This window comes from Shuttleworthella sp. (assembly GCF_057251025.1).
On the sequence record NZ_DBHIDN010000010.1, the window covers coordinates 1 to 18,486 of the forward strand.

At 56.3% G+C, this 18,486-nt stretch carries 14 protein-coding genes and 7 tRNA genes; 17 read left to right on the plus strand and 4 right to left on the minus strand.

Features of this window, described 5'->3' with window-relative positions:
* The first annotated feature begins 127 nt into the window (after nucleotides 1-127).
* From ACO5R6_RS03870 to ACO5R6_RS03900, 7 genes are all read left to right on the plus strand, one after another.
* Nucleotides 128-199 (plus strand) — tRNA-Asn (locus ACO5R6_RS03870).
* 38 nt (nucleotides 200-237) lie between these two features.
* A tRNA-Glu gene (locus tag ACO5R6_RS03875) sits at nucleotides 238-309 on the plus strand.
* 8 nt (nucleotides 310-317) lie between these two features.
* Nucleotides 318-390: transfer RNA gene (locus ACO5R6_RS03880), tRNA-Thr, on the plus strand.
* Nucleotides 391-394: 4 nt separating this feature from the next.
* A tRNA-Ile gene (locus ACO5R6_RS03885) sits at nucleotides 395-468 on the plus strand.
* Between the two features lie 28 nt (nucleotides 469-496).
* Nucleotides 497-570: transfer RNA gene (locus ACO5R6_RS03890), tRNA-Asp, on the plus strand.
* A gap of 44 nt (nucleotides 571-614) precedes the next feature.
* A tRNA-Val gene (locus ACO5R6_RS03895) sits at nucleotides 615-687 on the plus strand.
* 32 nt (nucleotides 688-719) lie between these two features.
* Nucleotides 720-803 (plus strand) — tRNA-Leu (locus ACO5R6_RS03900).
* Between the two features lie 68 nt (nucleotides 804-871).
* Here the strand turns inward: ACO5R6_RS03900 and ACO5R6_RS03905 are convergent.
* From ACO5R6_RS03905 to hcp, 3 genes are all read right to left on the minus strand, one after another.
* A complete protein-coding gene (locus ACO5R6_RS03905) occupies nucleotides 872-2,119 on the minus strand; it encodes a patatin-like phospholipase family protein (protein ID WP_485625877.1) in 1,248 nt (415 codons plus the stop codon).
* Complete coding sequence (locus ACO5R6_RS03910; protein WP_485625878.1) at nucleotides 2,116-2,766, minus strand: hemerythrin domain-containing protein; 651 nt, start codon at nucleotides 2,764-2,766, stop codon at nucleotides 2,116-2,118. Before ACO5R6_RS03910 ends, ACO5R6_RS03905 begins: the two co-directional genes overlap by 4 nt.
* A 103-nt stretch (nucleotides 2,767-2,869) precedes the next feature.
* Nucleotides 2,870-4,513, minus strand: coding sequence for a hydroxylamine reductase (hcp, locus tag ACO5R6_RS03915; protein WP_485625879.1), 1,644 nt, complete (start codon nucleotides 4,511-4,513; stop codon nucleotides 2,870-2,872).
* Nucleotides 4,514-4,788: 275 nt separating this feature from the next.
* On the opposite strand from hcp, the gene ACO5R6_RS03920 reads away from it, so the two are divergent.
* The 5 genes from ACO5R6_RS03920 to ACO5R6_RS03940 all read left to right on the plus strand — a co-directional run bounded on the left by ACO5R6_RS03920 (nucleotide 4,789) and on the right by ACO5R6_RS03940 (nucleotide 8,313).
* Nucleotides 4,789-5,406, plus strand: coding sequence for a histidine phosphatase family protein (locus tag ACO5R6_RS03920; RefSeq protein WP_485625880.1), 618 nt, complete (start codon nucleotides 4,789-4,791; stop codon nucleotides 5,404-5,406).
* Between the two features lie 79 nt (nucleotides 5,407-5,485).
* Complete coding sequence (locus tag ACO5R6_RS03925; protein ID WP_485625881.1) at nucleotides 5,486-5,866, plus strand: RNHCP domain-containing protein; 381 nt, start codon at nucleotides 5,486-5,488, stop codon at nucleotides 5,864-5,866.
* Nucleotides 5,856-6,281 carry an RNHCP domain-containing protein gene (locus tag ACO5R6_RS03930; RefSeq protein ID WP_485625882.1) on the plus strand — a complete coding sequence of 142 codons (426 nt, stop codon included), beginning with the start codon at nucleotides 5,856-5,858 and terminating at the stop codon, nucleotides 6,279-6,281. The genes ACO5R6_RS03925 and ACO5R6_RS03930 overlap by 11 nt, the downstream gene beginning before the upstream one ends.
* A gap of 12 nt (nucleotides 6,282-6,293) precedes the next feature.
* The gene (locus tag ACO5R6_RS03935; RefSeq protein WP_485625883.1) at nucleotides 6,294-6,914 is read left to right on the plus strand and encodes a cytidylate kinase-like family protein; all 621 of its coding nucleotides are present in this window, start codon (nucleotides 6,294-6,296) and stop codon (nucleotides 6,912-6,914) included.
* Nucleotides 6,904-8,313 carry a sodium-dependent transporter gene (locus tag ACO5R6_RS03940; protein ID WP_485625884.1) on the plus strand — a complete coding sequence of 470 codons (1,410 nt, stop codon included), beginning with the start codon at nucleotides 6,904-6,906 and terminating at the stop codon, nucleotides 8,311-8,313. The genes ACO5R6_RS03935 and ACO5R6_RS03940 overlap by 11 nt, the downstream gene beginning before the upstream one ends.
* A 175-nt stretch (nucleotides 8,314-8,488) precedes the next feature.
* On the opposite strand, the gene ACO5R6_RS03945 is transcribed toward ACO5R6_RS03940, so the two are convergent.
* Complete coding sequence (locus tag ACO5R6_RS03945) at nucleotides 8,489-10,300, minus strand: Na/Pi cotransporter family protein (RefSeq protein WP_485625885.1); 1,812 nt, start codon at nucleotides 10,298-10,300, stop codon at nucleotides 8,489-8,491.
* A 250-nt stretch (nucleotides 10,301-10,550) separates the two neighbouring features.
* On the opposite strand from ACO5R6_RS03945, the gene ACO5R6_RS03950 reads away from it, so the two are divergent.
* From ACO5R6_RS03950 to ACO5R6_RS03970, 5 genes are all read left to right on the plus strand, one after another.
* Complete coding sequence (locus ACO5R6_RS03950; RefSeq protein ID WP_485625886.1) at nucleotides 10,551-12,581, plus strand: 2-isopropylmalate synthase; 2,031 nt, start codon at nucleotides 10,551-10,553, stop codon at nucleotides 12,579-12,581.
* Nucleotides 12,582-12,930: 349 nt separating this feature from the next.
* The gene (thrS, locus tag ACO5R6_RS03955) at nucleotides 12,931-14,709 is read left to right on the plus strand and encodes a threonine--tRNA ligase (protein WP_485625887.1); all 1,779 of its coding nucleotides are present in this window, start codon (nucleotides 12,931-12,933) and stop codon (nucleotides 14,707-14,709) included.
* 66 nt (nucleotides 14,710-14,775) lie between these two features.
* A complete protein-coding gene (gene cuyB / locus ACO5R6_RS03960; RefSeq protein WP_485625888.1) occupies nucleotides 14,776-15,489 on the plus strand; it encodes a cysteate racemase in 714 nt (237 codons plus the stop codon).
* 166 nt (nucleotides 15,490-15,655) lie between these two features.
* Nucleotides 15,656-16,879: a carboxylate--amine ligase gene (locus tag ACO5R6_RS03965; protein ID WP_485625889.1), complete on the plus strand. Its 1,224-nt coding sequence runs from the start codon at nucleotides 15,656-15,658 to the stop codon at nucleotides 16,877-16,879.
* A gap of 8 nt (nucleotides 16,880-16,887) precedes the next feature.
* Nucleotides 16,888-18,435: a Mur ligase family protein gene (locus ACO5R6_RS03970; protein ID WP_485625890.1), complete on the plus strand. Its 1,548-nt coding sequence runs from the start codon at nucleotides 16,888-16,890 to the stop codon at nucleotides 18,433-18,435.
* Nucleotides 18,436-18,486: the final 51 nt, after the last annotated feature.

An 18,486-nucleotide genomic window follows, 5' to 3' on the forward strand; every position in this document is an offset into this window, starting at 1 on the left:
CAAACACATCGAGCAGGCGTGCGAAGCACGAATGCGAGATGACCATTTTCCTAGAAAATGTGTTGGCTTGTTTATTCATCTGTATGAAGTTTTGAAGGTATCCCTAACCGAATACTTTCTGAAATATTCCTCAATAGCTCAATGGTAGAGCACTCGGCTGTTAACCGAGGTGTTGTAGGTTCGAGCCCTACTTGGGGAGTTTTCTTTATCTCAACGGAAATGAGATAGAGGAGCTTGGGCTCCGTGGTCAAGCGGTCAAGACATCGCCCTTTCACGGCGGTAACACGGGTTCGAACCCCGTCGGAGTCACTAAGTGCGCCGATGTGGCTCAATTGGCAGAGCAGCTGATTTGTAATCAGCAGGTTATCGGTTCAAGTCCGATCATCGGCTTTCTGGACCTTTAGCTCAGTTGGTTAGAGCAACCGGCTCATAACCGGTTTGTCCCGGGTTCGAGTCCCTGAAGGTCCACTTTTCCCCGAGGGGTAATTGCATATTTGGCCTAGTGGCTCAGTTGGTTAGAGCGCCGCCCTGTCACGGCGGAGGTCGAGGGTTCGAGCCCCTCCTAGGTCGTTTTCATGCGAATGGTTCCAAGAGATACTCCGCATGAAGGATGTGGGATCTTAGCTCAGCTGGGAGAGCATCTGCCTTACAAGCAGAGGGTCATAGGTTCGAGCCCTATAGGTCCCATTTTTGTTGTATGGAATCCATACGGCAGATCTGCCGCTGTGGCGGAATTGGCAGACGCGCGGGACTTAAAATCCCGTGGTGGCAACACCGTGTCGGTTCGAGCCCGACCAGCGGCATCATAAAGCCCCCTCCGGACCGAGTACGGTCCGGAGGGGGCTTTAGAGTTATAGGTCCGGATTTCATCCTATTTTGCCAGGTATTCCCTCAGGGCGGGAATTGCCTCCTGCGCCTCCCGATAGCCCTCCCAGTAGAGCTGGCCCAGCTTCTCCATGTCTGACTCAAAGCGATTGATCCTGACCGGGTCTTTCGGGGCGAAGACGAAGATCTTTCCATCCGCCTCATCCCCTTCAATCCGATCCAAAAGAGCATTGTATTTCTCACCGGAGGAGGCGATTTGCTCCAGGAGCTTCGGATAGTTGTGGTAGTAGAGATAGTTGATTCTCTGCTGGCGGCCAGCTCCTCCGGTAGGCTTTCTGTAGCTTCTGTCCCTTGTCTTGACGACGATAATCTTCCGATATCCCCCGTCGATGGCCCACTGGTAGGGAATATTGCAGACCATCCCCCCATCCAAATAGGGAGTCTGATCGATCACGACTGGACGGGAGACATAGGGGACGGTCGCCGAGGCCCGGGCCGCGAGGAAGAAGTCCTTGCAGTGCCCTTTTTCAAAGAAATGTACCAGGCCCGTATTCATGTCTGTCGCTCCCACCAGGAGACGGCGCCTGGGATCATTGAGTCGATCCAGGTCGATGGGGTGGTTCTTGAGCTGGTCCTCAAAGATATAGGAGAAGCCGGTGATCCCGTGGTCACGGCGCATGGCGTGGAAACCGATGTAGTTGGAGTCATGGCGGAGGCTCAAGTTCAGGCGGGCGGACCAGCCGATTTCACCGGAGACATAGCTCAGGGCGGAGAGGGCGCCGGAAGAGATTCCGACCGTCGTCTGGAAATTGATGCCGGCCTCCATGAGCGCATCCAGGACGCCCTGGGTGTAGAGGCCGCGGAAGGCACCTCCCTCCAGGACGAGGGCGCCGGGTGTGATCTGGTCGTCGGCCTGTCCTCTTGGGATTTGATCCAGCCGGGAGTAGACTGCCGGTTTGGGCCGGTCGGGGAGGATCTCACTGATTCGCTCTACGGCAGCTTCCGGGACCAGGTTCACAAGTCTCTCGACGGGATGATCTGGGACCGGGCCGGAGCCCTTCTCTGTCAAAGTGTCCGGGAGGATATCATCCAGTTCCAGGATCGCCAGGTGAAGAGAATGGCTCATCCGGTCCAGGACCTGATCCGGGTTCCAGTCCCGGTCCCGATCCGACGGGGATGAGGGGGCAGACTCTGACAATTGTGATCTGGCTTCGATCAGGTCCTCCTGGGCGCTCAGAATAGACTTCTGAGCCCGGCGGAGCAGACGGTAGCCGGCTTCATTCTCTTGCGTCATTTTCTCACCTCTTTTCGCGGGGAATTGGCTCGGCTGAATGCCGCAGACAGGGAGACAGCCCTGTCTGTCTTGTCATGCTGGTCCTCGACCTGCCCGTATTTATCGCAAAGCTCATTTGCAATCGCCAGGTAGTGGTCCTGGACGCCCTCCGTGGAGGTCTTCCGCTCGAAGGCCTCCACCAGGGTGTCGATCTCTCCTTGGACCTCCCGGGAGAGAGACCGCTCGGCCAGAGGGTAGACAAGGTCATTTTCCTTGATCATGTGGCGGTGCAGGGTCGTGGCATAGCCCTCGGCCGCGGCCAGGATATCCAGCTTATGGATGGGCAGGGCTTCCTCCTCATAGAGATTTACCGCCGCCTCCAGATCCATGATGTAGCTGCGGCAGAGATGATGCTCTACCAGCATGCCGTGATGAATCAGTTTGTCGGCGATAGGGCCAAGCTCTTCAACCATCCGGTCGAAGAGAAAATTCTCCTCCTTGCCGTGATGCTGGTGGTCCGCGTAATTGCGGGCGAAATTAATGATCTTGCGATAATCGCCGACAGGGACGGGGAGGCCCTCCAGAACCTGACAGGAGAGGGCGCGCACTGCCCTTAAGAAGCGGAAGATATTGTCATGCTCCGCGCGCATAATGTCGGTAGCGTACATATCGGATCCTTTCTGATCGGACGGGAAATTCCGTCACTGCCAGTATAGAGCTTATCGCTGCGTTCAGCCAGTGCGGGCCGGGTCATCCCCCAGGGGATCCGGGTCAGGCGATATCGCCGAAGAAGAGATCGAGGTCATCATCGACAGACCCGATGCCTGCGATGCCGAAGCGATCAACCAGGAGTCTGGCGACATTGGGGGAGAGGAAGGCCGGAAGGGTGGGGCCCAGATGGATGTTCTTGACGCCGAGATAGAGCAGGGCCAGAAGGACGATGACGGCCTTCTGCTCGTACCAGGCAATATTGTAGACAATGGGAAGATCGTTGATATCATCCAAGCCCAAGACCTCCTTGAGCTTCAGGGCGATCAGGGCCAGAGAGTAGGAGTCATTGCACTGTCCCGCATCCAGGACGCGTGGGATGCCCGCAATATCGCCCAGATCCAGCTTGTTGTACTTGTACTTAGCGCAGCCGGCCGTCAGGATAAGGGCATCCTTGGGCATTTTCTCCGCGAATTCGGTGTAGTAGGACCTGGACTTCTGTCGGCCGTCACAGCCGGCCATCACGACGAACTTCTTGATGGCGCCTGATTTCACGGCGTCAACCACTTTGTCGGCCAGGGCAAAGACCTGCTCGTGGGCGAAGCCGCCGACGATGGAGCCGGTCTCGATTTCCGTGGGAGAGGGCAGGGTCTTGGCCAGGGCGATGATCTCGGAGAAGTCCTTGGTCTGTCCGTAGGCGGCATCGATGTGCTTGACGCCGGGATAGCCCGCGGCTCCGGTGGTGAAGATGCGGTCCCGATAGGAGTCGCGGACGGGAACAATGCAGTTGGTGGTCATGAGGATGGGGCCGTTGAAGGAGGCAAACTCTGAGGCCTGCTTCCACCAGGCATTGCCGTAGTTGCCGGCAAAATGATCGTATTTCTTGAAGAAGGGATAGTAGTGGGCCGGAAGCATCTCGGAGTGGGTATAGACGTCGACCCCGGTGCCTTTAGTCTGATCCAGGAGCATTTCCAGATCCCTTAAGTCGTGACCGGAGATGAGGATGGCCGGGTTGTCGCGGACCCCGATGTTGACCTCTGTGACTTCGGGATTGCCGTATGCGCCCGTATTGGCACTGTCCAAAAGGGCCATGCCCTGAACACCGAACTTGCCGGTCTCTAAGGTCAGGGCGACCAGATCATCAAGGCTCAGGCGATCGTCCAGAGTTGCAGCCAGAGCCCTCTGGATAAATGCGTCCAGCTCCCCGTCGTCCTTGAGCAGGGCATTGGCGTGCTTGGTGTAGGCGCAGAGACCCTTGAGTCCATAGGAGATCAGCTCTCGCAGGGACCGGATGTCTTCATCTTCTGTGGCAAGAACGCCGACGCTTGCGGCCTTGGCCGCAAAGGAGTCCCGGTCGCCCTTCCAAGTCGCTGCCTGGGGCAGGGAGTCCCGGTCCCGGACTTCTGCCAGTAATTGTTCCTTGCAGGCCAGGGTCTCTTCCACCCTCGCCCGGATGGCGTCGAGATCGAAGTTGGCGTTGGTGATGGTGGCAAAGAGGTTGACGGAGATCAGGTGGTTGACGGCCTGGTCAATGCTCTTGCCCTCGGCGCGCAGTTGACTTGTGACGGAGGAGAGCCCTTTGGTCACATAGACCAGAAGATCCTGCATGGCGGCAAGTTCCGGATTTTTGCCGCAGACACCGGAAACCGTGCAGCCGGTGCAGCCGGCCGTTTCCTGACACTGGTAACAGAACATTTTGTTTTCCATAATCGTATGCCTTTCTTCCCTATGGATGACTCTGTAATGAATTATCGCTATCTTACGGATTTATGAGGGAGATAATCGTTGGATATCCAACAAATCCGGATTTATTCGAATTCATTTCCGAATCGGGGGAAATTCTATATAATGGGGTAGAGTTGCCGGGATATCAGGATGCAAGAGGAGAAAGGATCTGATCCGAAGGCAAGGGAAGGGCCGAGATTTGCGTGAAGAGTGAATCGGAGGTTATAATATGGACTCTATGACCTCCGGGGGTGAATATGAAGATCTGGATCAGCCGTCACGGGCAGACGAATCTGAATAGGGCGCATCTCATGCAGGGAAGAACCGATGAACCCCTGAATGAGACCGGCATAAGGCAGGCCCAATCTGCCAGGCGGGCGATTCGGGACTTCCTGGGAGAAGAGCCGGTCTTTGACGCGGTCTATGCGTCCCCCCTGGATCGGGCCATTGAAACGGCCTCGATCCTGTCCGGCAGACCGAGGGAGGCCGTCACAGTCGATCCCCGTATTACAGAGACGGATTTCGGCAGGTATGAGAGAAGACCTTACTGGGCTCTGGGAATCAGGATGAGCCTCTACTGGCGCTATGCCGAGTATTTCCCCTGTCCCCCGACCGTGGAGCCTCTTGAGTCCATGCGCAGACGGTCGGTCTCCTTCTTAAGAGATATAGAGCAGGAGGGGGTGGCCAAGGGCTATGAGAATATCCTGGTGACCTGCCATGGCGGGATCATGCGGGCCCTGATCGGTTACATGGAGGGCGCCCCGACGGGCGTGATCTGGCGTCCCAAGCTGAAGAATTGCGAGATCCGCGTCTATGAGAGCATGGGAGGCAAGCACCGGTTTCTGGGGCGGATCCTTCCCGCAAGTCGGGGATAAGGAGAGGGACAGATCTCAGACCCGGCCGGGGCGTGAGATCGGAAGTATGGAAATAAAGAGCAGAGGGAGATAGAGGAAAATGTGCGCAGAGGAAGTGTATCAGTGCCCTTACTGCGGCTGGACCGCTGAGGAGGGACTTGAGGATATATCGTGGGAACACTGCCCCAACTGCCTGTCCGCAGTTCATGCCTATGACTCGGAGGAGAATGAGTGTGGGGGTGAATTCGAGCCCATCTCCATCTGGGTGAAGGACAGAGGACGGGGAGAGATTATACACCGCTGTGTTGTCTGCGGGAGTTTGCACACGACGCCTATGACAGGCCAAGACAATCCGGTCAAGCTGATGAGCCTTGCGGCAGGCCCCCTGGGAGCGCCCGCGTTTCCCCTGGAGCGAATGCAGGAACTTCTGGACCTGATGGGCGGACAGGGATCGATGGAGGGCTGGAATCGTGAATCGTGAGAATAAGCGCCGCAAGTATGACAAGAATTACTATATGAAGAATCCCGCGGTGGAATCGTTCAAGTGCAAGAATTGCGGCTGGCTGATTGTCTCCAACGGGGCCGGATCCAACCACAGAAATCACTGCCCCAACTGTCTGTGCTCCAAGCATGTGGACGAGCGGCCGGGGGACCGGGCTGCGAGTTGCGGCGCGGTGATGGAGCCCATCGGTGTGTGGACCAGGTCTGACGGAGAGTGGGCTCTGATTCATCGCTGTACTTACTGCGGGGCTACGTCATCCAACCGGATTGCCGCAGATGACAATCCCATGAAATTGATGGCATTGGCGATGAAGCCCTTTACCATGGACTATTTTGACAGGGATCGTCTTTCCTCCATGCTTGAGACCATGGAGGATCAGGGAAATCTATTCTAAGGAGTGTGAGTTATGGAGAGAAAATTACCGGTAATAACGATTTCCAGACAGTATGCCGCCTATGGATCTACCATCGCAAGAAAGTTGTCGGAGCGCCTGGGCATCCCCTTCTACGACAAGGACTTTCAGAAGCGGGCGGCGCTTGAGTCCGGCTACGGAGAGGATGAGGTGGCAAGAGAGGGAGAGGAGATCTCCAGGGGATCCATGTTCTTGAACACGGTCCTCAATAATTCCGCCGCCTACACCTCATCCCACGATGAGATCAACCGGGCTCAGCGGAAATTGATCCTGGAGCTGGCCAGGGAGCATCCCTGTATCATCATCGGCAGGTGCTCCGACTTTACCTTAAAGAAGGCGGGCGTGGACGTCTTTCGCATCTATCTGCACGCCGATCTCGAGAGCCGCAAGGCGCATGCAAAGGAGCTGGGCGGCTACACAGGAGACGTCCTCAAGTACATCGCGCACAGAGACCAGATGCGGGAGAACTACTGCAGGCAGTACACGGGACATATGATGGGAGACAGCCGTCACTACGAGATCAGTCTGGATGTCGGAGCCATCGGAGTCAACACCTGTGTCGAGGTACTTGCCGGAATCATTACAGAGAAATACGGGGTGAACCATGAAGCGTAAGGAAAATCAGGGAGGAACATTCACGGGCCAGCTGGGCTTCGTCCTGGCGGCAGCAGGATCTGCGGTCGGCGTCGGCAATATCTGGCGCTTCCCCTACCTGGCGGCCAAAGACGGAGGAGGACTCTTCATCTTGATCTATCTGGCCCTGGTGGTCACCTTCGGATTCACCCTCCTGACCTCGGATATCGCAATCGGACGAAGGACAGGGGTGTCCTCCGTCAAGGCCTACGCCAAGATGAAGAAGGGCTGGGGATTCCTGGGGGTCCTTACCTTCATTGTCCCGGTCCTGATCATGACCTATTATGCGGTGATCGGAGGCTGGATTTCCCGCTACATTGTCAGCTATCTGCTTGGAGAGACCAAGGCGGCGGCGGGAGACAAGTACTTCACCGGTTTTATCACAGGAGAGCTATCCCCGGTCATCTATGCCCTGATCTTCATGCTGATCACCGCTGTGATTGTCTATAAGGGGGTTGAGGGCGGCATAGAGAAGGCCTCACGCTTTATTATGCCCATCCTCCTTGTCATGATCGTCCTGATCGCCGTCTTCGCCCTCTGCCTCAGTCATAGGGACGCAGACGGCGTCAGCCGCACAGGTCTGCAGGGACTGGCGATTTACCTGACCCCAAACCTGGAGGGATTGACCCTGGGCCGCTTTCTCCAGATTCTCTTAGATGCCATGAGTCAGCTCTTCTTCTCTCTGTCGGTGTCTATGGGAATTATGATCACATACGGGTCCTATGTGAAGAAGGACGTCAACTTATCCAAGTCCATCGCCCAGATCGAGATTTTTGACACCTTGGTTGCCTTCCTGGCGGGAATGATGATTATCCCGGCCATCTTTGTATTCTCTGGAACCGATGGAATGGGTGCCGGTCCCGCTCTCATGTTCATCTCTCTTCCCAAGGTCTTTGCGGCGATGGGAATTGTCGGCCCCATCTTCGGCCTGATCTTCTTTATCATGGCGGCCTTCGCAGCACTGACTTCCTGCGTCTCTGTCCTGGAGACGGTGGTGGCCAACTGCATGGAGATCTTTCATACCGAGCGAAAGAAGACAACCCTTGTCGCCTCCGTCATCTACTGCCTGGCCTCTGTTGTGATTGCCCTTGGCTACTCCCTCTTCTATGTGGAGATCAAGCTTCCCAACGGGTCTACCGGCCAGCTCCTGGATATCATGGACTATATTTCAAACAGCTTCCTGATGCCCTTTATAGCCCTCCTGTCAACCATTCTGATCGGTTGGATTGTAGGCCCCAAATATGTCACCGATGAGGTGGAGTCCTCCGGACACAAGATGAGCCGCAAGCAGGTCTATGTCATCATGGTGAAGTTCGTGGCTCCCGTGATGATGCTGGTCCTCTTCCTCCAGTCCACCGGATTGCTTGATTTCCTCAAGTAAGACGCGGTAAGTCCTCCGGACCTTCCGGGCGGACCGGGGGCCATAAGAGCAGGAAGCATCAGACTTAGCAAAGAATCAGTAAAGAATCATAAGAAGCTCCCGCAGACCGACTGGTCCGCGGGAGCTTCTCTCTTGACAGGGACAGGAATTGCCTGAGGAGGACCGGCCGGGATGGTCAGGATTCATCCTCCCGGTCGATATGGGTCCTAAACTTGGACTTGGGCAGCTTGTACTTAGACATGTAGCCGGCAACCAGGATCTCGAAGTTGTTGTCCTTGGCCTCCCGGGCTCTCTGGACGAAATCATGGGTGACGAAACTGTTGTCATTGGTGGCCATCATGTAGACCGCCATATTGGCGCAATGGTCAGCAACACGCTCCAGGTCGATGGTGATATCGGAGAGGATCAGGCCCAAGGCAATAGAGCATTCATTGTGCTGCAGACGGCGGGCGTGATGGTCCTTGATCTCCATGTTGAGGAAGTCGATGGTGTCTTCCAGGGGATCGACGCTGCGGGCAAGTTCCAGGTTGTTCTCATCGAAGGTCTGCATGGTCAGGTTCAGGATTTCACGGACCGCATCCGTGAAGACCTTGAGCTCTTCCTTAGCCGCATCTGAGAAGGACTGGCCGCTCTCATGCATCTTGGTGATGGACTTGGCGATATTGAGGGCATGATCAGAGATGCGCTCCAGGTCATTGGTGGAGTGAACATGCATGGTCAGGCGGTTGGCCTCATGCTCCGTGCGGGTCTTGGTGGCCAGGAGGGTCAGGTAGGAATCCAGCCGGTCTTCATACTGGTCTACCAGGGATTCCAACTGGATGACATTCTTGGCCTTCTTCTCATCGTACTTAAAGATCAGGTCCATGGCATCGTTCATGGCGTCATTCGAGTGCCGGAACATCTCCATGAGAACGACTTTGGACTGGTCCAGGGCCAGGACGGGAGATCCGAGGAAGCGCTCATCCAAGACATCGAAGGTGTGCATGCTCTCTCTGGCCTTGGTCTCCTCCTCGGTGATGGGAAAGACGGTCTCGACCATCTTGACCAAGACATCGGAGATGGGAAGCATGATGACAACCGCCGCGATGTTGAAGATGGAGTGAAAGACGGCGATAATAACAGGATTTGCGGCCTGCTGCATGACCGGAAAGTGGAAGATCATGTTCAGGGAGTAGAAGCCCAGCATGAAGCTGAAGGTCTTCAGGATGCAGTAGAACATCTGGATCCAGGCGGCGCGCTTGGCGTTGCGGGAGGCTCCGATGGAGGAGATGACACCGGTCAGGGCGGAGCCGATGTTCTCGCCCATGATGATCGGGATGGCTGCGCCCATACTGACGGTCCCCGTTGTGGAAAGGGCCTGCAGGATACCGATTGAGGCGGAGGAGGATTGAAGGATGGCGGTCATGACGAGACCGGCGATAAGGCCCAGAATGGGGTTGGAGAAGGCGGTCAGAAGACCGGTAAAGGCCTCGTTGTTGGAGAGGGGGGCCGCTGCCGCTGACATGGAACTCATTCCAATCAGGAGAATGGCGAAGGAGAGGAGGATGGAGCCGATATCCCTGGTCCGCTCTCTCTTGGCGACCAGGAACATGACCAGGCCGATGAAACCGAGAATCGGGGAGAAATTGGCCGGCTTAAAAAGTTGGAGGACAATGTTGTCCGAGGTGATCCCGGATAAGGACAAGAGCCAGGCTGTGATCGTGGTACCGATGTTGGCGCCAAGGATGACGCCGACAGACTGGGTCAGGCTCATGATGCCGGAATTGACGAAGCCGACGCACATGACGATGGTCGCCCCGGAGGACTGGATGACGGCGGTGACCAGCATTCCCAGAAGGGCCGCCTTCCACTTGTTGGAGGTGAGGGTCTCAAGGATTTTCTCCATGCGACCGGAGGATACCTTCTTGAGAGAATCGCCCAGGTACTGGATCCCGTAGAGGAAGAGAACCAGGCCGCCGATCATCTGTAGGATAATGGTAATGTCCATATGCAAATCTCCTTTTCGTAGCAGGGACCGCGGAGGCCCACACACTACTAATTTTACTTGCCGAGAAGGCACTGCGCAAGAAAATAGCGACTTTGCGAGCGATAAGAGCGAAAAACAGCAGACAAAATAAAAAAAATCAATAAAAGAAGATAAAATCAAACACTGACTAACAAAAATTATTGTGTTACCATAGGAAAAAATAAAGGGCTTCGGGAGAATTCAGGCTGATGGGGGCCCTAGGAGGTTTGCGATGAAAAATGTTGAGAAATACAAGAGGCAGTATTTTCTTCCCCCCGTTTTGGAGACGGACTGGGTCAGGAAGGATCACCTGGACAAGGCGCCCATATGGTGCTCCGTTGACTTGCGGGATGGAAATCAGGCCCTGATCGAGCCCATGGGCCTGGAGGAGAAGCTGGAATTCTTCCGCATGTTGGTCGAGATCGGCTTCAAGGAGATTGAAGTTGGCTTTCCGGCGGCCTCTGAGACAGAGTATGACTTTATGAGGGCTCTGATCGACCGGGACATGATTCCCGAGGATGTGACGGTGCAGGTATTGACCCAGGCAAGGCCCCATATTATTAAGAAGACCTTCGAGGCGGTCGCTGGGGCGCCCCATGCGGTGATCCACCTCTACAACTCAACCTCGGTCGCCCAGAGAAATGTGGTCTTCCGCAAGAATAAGGAGGAGATCCGAAGACTGGCAACGGACGGGGCCAAGATGCTGATGGACCTGGCCGAGAAGACAGAGGGGGATTTCTCCTTTGAGTACTCGCCCGAGTCCTTCCACGGCACGGAAGTGGACTACGGACTTGAGGTCTGCAATGCGGTTCTTGATGTCTGGAAGCCCAGCGCCGACCGCAAGTGCATTATCAATATCCCGGCAACGGTTGAGACGGCCATGCCCCATATCCTGGCCAGCCAGATCGCGTATATCTCAGAGAACTTAAAGTACCGGGACCATGTCGTGCTCTCCCTGCACCCGCACAATGACAGGGGCTGCGCGGTTGCTGACGCGGAACTCTGCTGCCTGGCCGGTGCGGACCGGGTGGAGGGAACCCTCTTCGGCAACGGAGAGAGGACCGGAAATGTGGACCTGGTGACCATGGCGATGAATCTCTATTCCTACGGCATTGATCCGGGCCTTGACTTCTCCGATATGCCAAGGATCCGACAGACCTATGAGCGCCTGACCCAGATGGAGGTATCCTGTCGGCAGCCCTATGCCGGAGACCTGGTCTTCTCGGCCTTCTCCGGCTCTCATCAGGACGCAATTGCCAAGGGAATGGCGGCCAGAGAGAGGGAGATCAGCGGAGAGCCCTGGACCGTGCCCTATCTTCCCATCGATCCCCAGGATGTCGGCCGCAATTACGACAAAGACGTCATCCGCATTAATTCCCAGTCCGGCAAGGGAGGAATCAGTTATATTCTCAAGCACAATTTCGCCCTGACGCTCCCGGTCAAGATGCGAGAGGCGGTGAGCTACACCATCAAGCAGATCTCCGATCAGATGCATCAGGAGCTGACGCCGGAAGAGGTCTACAAGGCCTTCCGGAGCGAGTTTGTGGACTCCATGCCCCATTTCTCCATAGGAGATACGGACTTCAAGCGAATGGGCGATGCGGTTGTAGCCCGTGTTCAGATCTGCAGCGGGGGACGAGAGGACAAGGTCGAGACGGTTGGAAACGGACGCCTGGACGCCGCCTCCAACGCCATCAAGGAGTTCTTCAATGTCAGCTATGAGCTGACCGCCTATGAGGAACACACCCTGTCCAGGGGCTCGGCCTCGAAGGCCATTGCCTATGTGGGGATCTCCTCGGGAGAGGAGGAGTACTGGGGTGCCGGCATCAACGAAGATATTCTGACCGCCTCAATCCACGCTCTCTGCGTGGCGGTCAACCAGCTGCCGAGGATCGCCAAGCAGGATCAGAGTACGGACCCCCGCCTTGCGGCCATGCTCCGCTTTATTCGACAGAATTACCGCAATGTCACGCTGGATACGATGTCCAAGACCTTCCACTTGTCGGAGCCCTATGTCTCCAAGTATATTAAGGAGAAGTCCGGCAGGACCTTCGGCGAGCACGTCACTGCGGAGCGAATGCGGCGGGCCAAGTCCCTGCTCAAAAACGGAGTCGCCACGGTGGAGAGCATCGCCTATGAGTCCGGCTATGCCAATGTGGAGCACTTCAACCGCACCTTCAAGCGGCTCTTTGCCATGACCCCCCTGGCCTACCGCAATTCCGAGAACGGAATCCCGGTTGACAAGCGCAGACGCAAAAGATAAACTGTAGGCACTTATAGACAAAGGCGTTGACGGAGACAGTAACAGATCCCAATGAGACTCAGCAGAGAGAATGACCAAGGCTGGAAGTCATTTGGGCCTCGGGATCTGCCAAGACCACTCCCCAGCTGCAGGTCCCAAGCTCATCCTCCGGTCTGTCCGAGGGCTACAGAGAGTGTGTAAGATCTGACGGTATCCCCCGTTACGGGAGAATGAGTGAAAAGCTTAGGTGGAACCGTGCATGAAGCACCCTGAGCACGCAATGAGGCGTGCCGGGTGCTTTTTTGTTGGCAGGTGTTGACGGAGGATCCTGGTCCCTAAGCGGCAGGATCACAGGAGAGGAGATAAACAAATGGAGAGAGAAGAATTCTTGCAGGTCTATCGGCATTCCCTGGCCCACATTCTGGCCAAGGCGGTTGTGGAGCTCTACGGGCCGAAGACCCAGTATGCGATCGGCCCCCAGATCGAGACCGGCTTCTACTACGATTTCAAGCTGCCGGAATCAATTACGGAGGAGGATTTCCCCAAAATCGAGGCTAAGATGAAGGAGATCCTAAAGCGCAAGGAGGACTTCAAGCGCGAGGAGGTCTCAAGAGACCGGGCTCTGGACCTCTTCAGGGATCAGAAGTACAAGACAGAGATCATCCGGGATCTGCCGGAAGATGCTCAGATTACCATTTACAAGACAGGGGATGACTTCATCGATCTCTGCAGAGGCCCTCATGTGGATAATACAAGGGACCTCCTGTCCGCCGCGTTTGCCATTCGGTCTACCTCCGGCGCCTATTGGAGGGGGGATGAGAAGAACGATACCCTGCAGAGGATCTATGTGGATGCCTTCCCGTCCAAGGAGGAGCTCAAGGAGCATCAGAGGCTCTTGCGCGAGGCTAAGGAGAGGGACCACAAGAAGCTGGGACCGGCCATGGAGCTCTTCATGTTCCACGAGTCTGCGCCCGGCATGCCCTATTGGCTGCCCAGAGGCTGGAAGCTCTTCAATGCGCTTCTGGACTATTGGAGAAGCGTACATGAGCGCCACGACTATCAGGAGATCGCAGCTCCTGTCATCAACAACCAGAAACTCTGGGCCACTTCCGGCCACTGGGGCCACTACAAGGAGAATATGTTCATCATCCCGGGAGAAAAGGAGGATGAATCCGATTATTATGCGGCCAAGCCCATGAACTGCCCCAATGCCATTATGTACTACAAGAACGGTCTGCGCTCCTATCGGGATCTGCCCTTCCGCGTCTCCCAGGTGGATGTGATTCACCGCAAGGAGAAGTCCGGCGAGTTAAACGGGCTCTTCCGCGTGCAGATGTTCCGGCAGGACGACGCCCACATCCTGGTGACGGAGGACCAGATCGCCAGCGAGATCGGCGATATCATGTCGATTGCGGACGAGATATACGCTACCTTCGGCCTGACCTTCCATGCGGAGCTGTCCACCAGACCCGATGACTACATGGGAGACATTGCGACCTGGAACAAGGCGGAGGAGGAGCTCAAGGAGATCCTCAACAACATGTATGGGGAGGGCAATTACGATATCAACGAGGGAGACGGCGCCTTCTATGGACCCAAGATCGACCTGCAGATGAAGGACGCCCTGGGAAGAGAGTGGCAGATGGGAACCATTCAGCTGGACTTCCAGTTGCCTCTCAATTTCGGACTTAAGTACGCTGCCCAGGACGGAAGCGAGAAGCAGCCGGTTCTGATCCACCGGGCCATCTTTGGCTCCATGGAGCGCTTCATCGGGATCCTGATCGAGAACTTCAAGGGCAACTTCCCCTTCTGGGTATCGCCCTATCAGGTGGGGATTGTCCCCATCCGGACCAGTCACAATGCCTATGCCAGGAAGATCCAGGAGGACCTCCGCGCCATGGGAATCCGTGTGGAGGCGGACTACGCCGACAAGAATATGAATGAGAAGATCAAGCGCTTCCGGACCCTGCGTGACCCTTACATCCTGGTGATCGGTGACAGGGAAGTCGAGAACGGAACCGTGTCAGTAACTGTCCGCGGGCAGAAACAGCAGATCCACGACCTGTCCTTGGCCGACTTCTACGCCATGTGCAGGGACTTACAGACGGAGCATTTGCTGGAACTTCTGACCGGACCGGTTCAGGATTGACCTTCTTTTGCCCTGGCCCGGGATTAACCCGCGGGCAGCCGGCCCAAGAGATGAAATGGAGATGATATGGCAGATCGAAAGGCAGGAAAACTCGGAATACTGGGCGGAATGGGTCCCCAGGCCACCCAGATCTTCTACCAGTGGATTCTGGACCGGACCCCGGCGGCCCGGGACCAGGACCATATACCGACCTTGATATACTCCGACACCGGGATGCCGGATCGGACGGCGGCGATTCTGTCGGGAGAGGAGGGACCGGTCCGGGACCGGCTCTTGGAGGACTGCCGGCTCTTGGAGTCCTGCGGCTGTTCGGCGATTGCCATTCCCTGCAATACATCGCATTATTTTGCCGACCGCCTGCAGGAGGACCTGTCCGTCCCGATCATTCACATGCCCCGCCAGACCGTAAGAAGGCTCGCGGAGGCGGGAAAGAAGAAGGTGGCGATTCTTGCGACGGACGGAACCATTGCGACAGGTATCTACCGCAAGGCTCTTGAGGCGGTTCGGATGACGCCCTATGAGCCGGATCCGGAAATCCAGAAGAGGGTCATGTCCCTGATCTATGAGGAGATCAAGGCCGGTGAGAGAGGAAAGCGCCACAGTTTTGCGGCCATCGACCGGGCGGTAAGGGAGGCCGGCTGCGACGCTGCTATCTTAGGGTGTACGGAGTTGTCCGTCTATCGAGAGTACCACGGCCTGTCCGAGTTCTATATCGACGCCATGGAGGTCTTGGCCGAGGAGTGCATCAAGTTCTTCGGTCTGACCCCGACCCTGGTCTAGGGATTTTGCCGGAATCCGCACGGTCGGAAAGAATTCCAGGCCGGCGGAAGGGGCTGGGGATATTTGTCTGTGAAAGTTGTAGAATAAGAGGCGTGGAGTCCCGGAGACTTCCCGGTCAGATTCAGGCATCCGGTGCGGTCGCCCGCCCGGAGCAAGCAGGTGATTTATGATGAATGAGAAAATCTACCCCCTCCTCTTCGGAGGTGATATCAATGTCTACTCCGTTGCAAGAGCTTTCTATGAGCAGTACCGGATCAAGGTGACTTGTTATGGCAAGTACCCTTCCGGCCCGGCCTATCGGTCCAGTCTGATCGACTACCGGGTCAACGCCAACGCGGAGAAGGCCGACACTCTGGTTAAGCTGATCTGCGATTTCGCTGAGGAGCACAGGGACGGGAAGGTCATACCCATCGGCTGTTCCGATGACTATGTCTTCCTGGTGACGAAGCACAGGGACCGGTATCCGGACAATGTCCTCGTCCCCTATATTGACAGCAAGCTGATGGGAGAACTGATCCGAAAGGAGCACTTCTACGAGCTGGCGGACCGGTACGAGATCGACCATCCCGCTACCTTTATTTACCGAAAGGAGATGGGGCATGATTTCGATCTCCCCTTCAATCCCCCCTATATCTGTAAGCCCTCTTCCTCGGCCCTCTACTGGCGTCATCCCTTCCCGGGCAATGACAAGGTCTTCGTCCTAAAGGACAAGAAGTCCCTTCTGGATGTCTTGGACCGCTGCTACGCGGCCGGTTATCCGGACGCAATGATTATTCAGGACATGATTCCGGGAGACGACTCCTACATGCGGGTCCTGACCTGCTATTCCGATCGGAAGGGGCAGGTCAAGATGATGTGTCCGGGCCACACGCTCTTGGAAGAGCACACTCCTCATGGCAGGGGCAACCACGCCGTTGTCATCACCGAGAAGCCGGATGCCAGGTTGGAAGAACTCTGCAGCAGGATCCGGAGCTTCCTGGAGGACATCCACTACACCGGCTTCTCCAATTTTGACATCAAGTACGACGAGAGAGACGGCAAATACAAGGTCTTCGAGATCAATTGCCGGCAGGGACGGTCCAATTACTATGTGACCGCGGCCGGTTACAATGTGGCCGGCTACTGGGTCAGAGACCTCATCTTGCAAGAGGATATGGAGTTCGAACTCTGTCGCGGGGAGAGCCTGTGGAGAGTGGTTCCCAAGAAGGTCTCCTACGACTATGTGCCATCCAAGTACCACGCCTTTATGAGGCGGATGGAGGCAGAGGGGCATGTCAGCAATTCCCTCATCTCCCCGGATGAGAAGAGCCTGCGCCATAAGCTCTGGGTCTGGCACAATCTGCACAGCCATGTGAAGAAGTTCGCGACCTACTATGAGAAGCAGAAGTGAGATGCAGCATGAGACACTTGTTAGAGGACTATTTGCAAATGCTGGCCGCAAGAGGCCTGCTCTTAGAGCCCGAGGATGCCCTGAGGCAGAGGCTTGGAGACAAGTGCAGGCGGGAAGTGGCCCTGGTCTCCTGTGATTCGCGCAAACTGGCGGAAGACACCCTTTTTATATGTAAAGGGGCTAATTTCAAGCCGGACTTTCTGGAGATGGCGGCCGCGTCCGGGGCAGCCTTTTATCTGAGCGAGCGGGAGTATTCACAGGTTGATCTGCCATGGATCGGGGTCTCAGACATTCGGGAGGCGATGGCCTCCTGCGCCAATTTCTTCTACGACAGGCCCTGGGAGGCCTTCCGTCTGGTCGGAATCACCGGGACCAAGGGCAAGTCCACGACGGCCTTCTTTCTCAAGTCGATTTTTGACGTCTATGAAGAAGAGCGGGGACGCCTGCCGTCCGGTCTGATCTCCACCATTCTGACCTCGGACGGCAAGGTCTGCAGCCCCTCCAGGATGACAACGCCGGAGCCCTTGGACCTGGAGGAACATTTCGCCAATGCAAGAGAGGCGGGGCTTGACTATGTGACCATGGAGGTATCTTCCCAGGCGCTCAAGTACGACCGGGTCCTGGATGTCAAGTTTGATGTGGGGGCCTTCTTAAATATCGGCTATGACCATATTTCTCCGGTTGAGCATCCGACCTGGGAGGACTATTTCGCCTCCAAACTCAAGATTTTCGACCAGTGCAGGACAGCTCTTGTGCATCTGGGGACAGACCACTCCGAGGAGATGGCAGCCTATGCCGAGAGGGCGGAGCAGGTGCTGACTTTCTCAGAGATCGATCCGGGGGCCGATGTCTATGGGTACGATATACATAAGGCCGGAAGAGAGACCCGCTTTCAGGCCAGGGTCCGCGGACAGGAGAGGACCTATGTCCTGGGAATTCCCGGCTTCTTCAATGTCTCCAATGCCCTGGCGGCCATTGCCATTGCGGACCACTATGGAATCAGCGATGCCTGTATCCGAAGGGGGCTTGCGATCGCCCGGGTGCCCGGCCGTATGGAGGAGTATATGAGCGCCGACGGCAAGATCGTGGCCATTATCGACTATGCTCACAACCGCCTCTCCTTTGAGAAGCTCTTTGCGGCTGCCAGGGAGGAATTTCCGAACCGCCGGATCGTCGCCCTCTTCGGCGCCTCGGGAGGCAAGGCGATCAATCGCCGCAGAGATCTGGGGGAAGTCGCGGCCGCCAATGCCGACTACATCTATCTGACGGAAGATGATCCGGGCAAGGAGGATCCGGCGGAGATTGCCGGGGAGATCGCCTCCTATATCAAGCCCTTCGGGACCCCCTATGAGATCATTCCAAATAGGGAGGAGGCCATCCGAACGGCAATTCGAGCGGCAGAGGGGCCGACCCTGCTCCTGCTTGCAGGCAAGGGGCACGAGCTGATGGTTCGCCGGGCCCATGGCTATGAGAAGGGGCTCTCGGATGCCGCCTGCGCCAGAAAGTATCTGGAGGAGTACGACGGGGGACTTTCGGATTCCCCTATTCAGAATTAGGCATGCTCCTTGCGAGAAAACAGTTAAGAGACGGCGGAAGCCGTCTCTTAA

Coding starts and splice junctions, on each gene's coding strand:
- ACO5R6_RS03905 (WP_485625877.1), bottom strand. CDS start 2,119: ATGACGCAAGAGAATGAAGCCGGCTACCGTCTGCTCCGCCGGGCTCAG.
- ACO5R6_RS03910 (WP_485625878.1), bottom strand. CDS start 2,766: ATGTACGCTACCGACATTATGCGCGCGGAGCATGACAATATCTTCCGC.
- hcp (WP_485625879.1), bottom strand. CDS start 4,513: ATGGAAAACAAAATGTTCTGTTACCAGTGTCAGGAAACGGCCGGCTGC.
- ACO5R6_RS03920 (WP_485625880.1), top strand. CDS start 4,789: ATGAAGATCTGGATCAGCCGTCACGGGCAGACGAATCTGAATAGGGCG.
- ACO5R6_RS03925 (WP_485625881.1), top strand. CDS start 5,486: ATGTGCGCAGAGGAAGTGTATCAGTGCCCTTACTGCGGCTGGACCGCT.
- ACO5R6_RS03935 (WP_485625883.1), top strand. CDS start 6,294: ATGGAGAGAAAATTACCGGTAATAACGATTTCCAGACAGTATGCCGCC.
- ACO5R6_RS03940 (WP_485625884.1), top strand. CDS start 6,904: ATGAAGCGTAAGGAAAATCAGGGAGGAACATTCACGGGCCAGCTGGGC.
- ACO5R6_RS03945 (WP_485625885.1), bottom strand. CDS start 10,300: ATGGACATTACCATTATCCTACAGATGATCGGCGGCCTGGTTCTCTTC.
- ACO5R6_RS03950 (WP_485625886.1), top strand. CDS start 10,551: ATGAAAAATGTTGAGAAATACAAGAGGCAGTATTTTCTTCCCCCCGTT.
- thrS (WP_485625887.1), top strand. CDS start 12,931: ATGGAGAGAGAAGAATTCTTGCAGGTCTATCGGCATTCCCTGGCCCAC.
- cuyB (WP_485625888.1), top strand. CDS start 14,776: ATGGCAGATCGAAAGGCAGGAAAACTCGGAATACTGGGCGGAATGGGT.
- ACO5R6_RS03965 (WP_485625889.1), top strand. CDS start 15,656: ATGATGAATGAGAAAATCTACCCCCTCCTCTTCGGAGGTGATATCAAT.
- ACO5R6_RS03970 (WP_485625890.1), top strand. CDS start 16,888: ATGAGACACTTGTTAGAGGACTATTTGCAAATGCTGGCCGCAAGAGGC.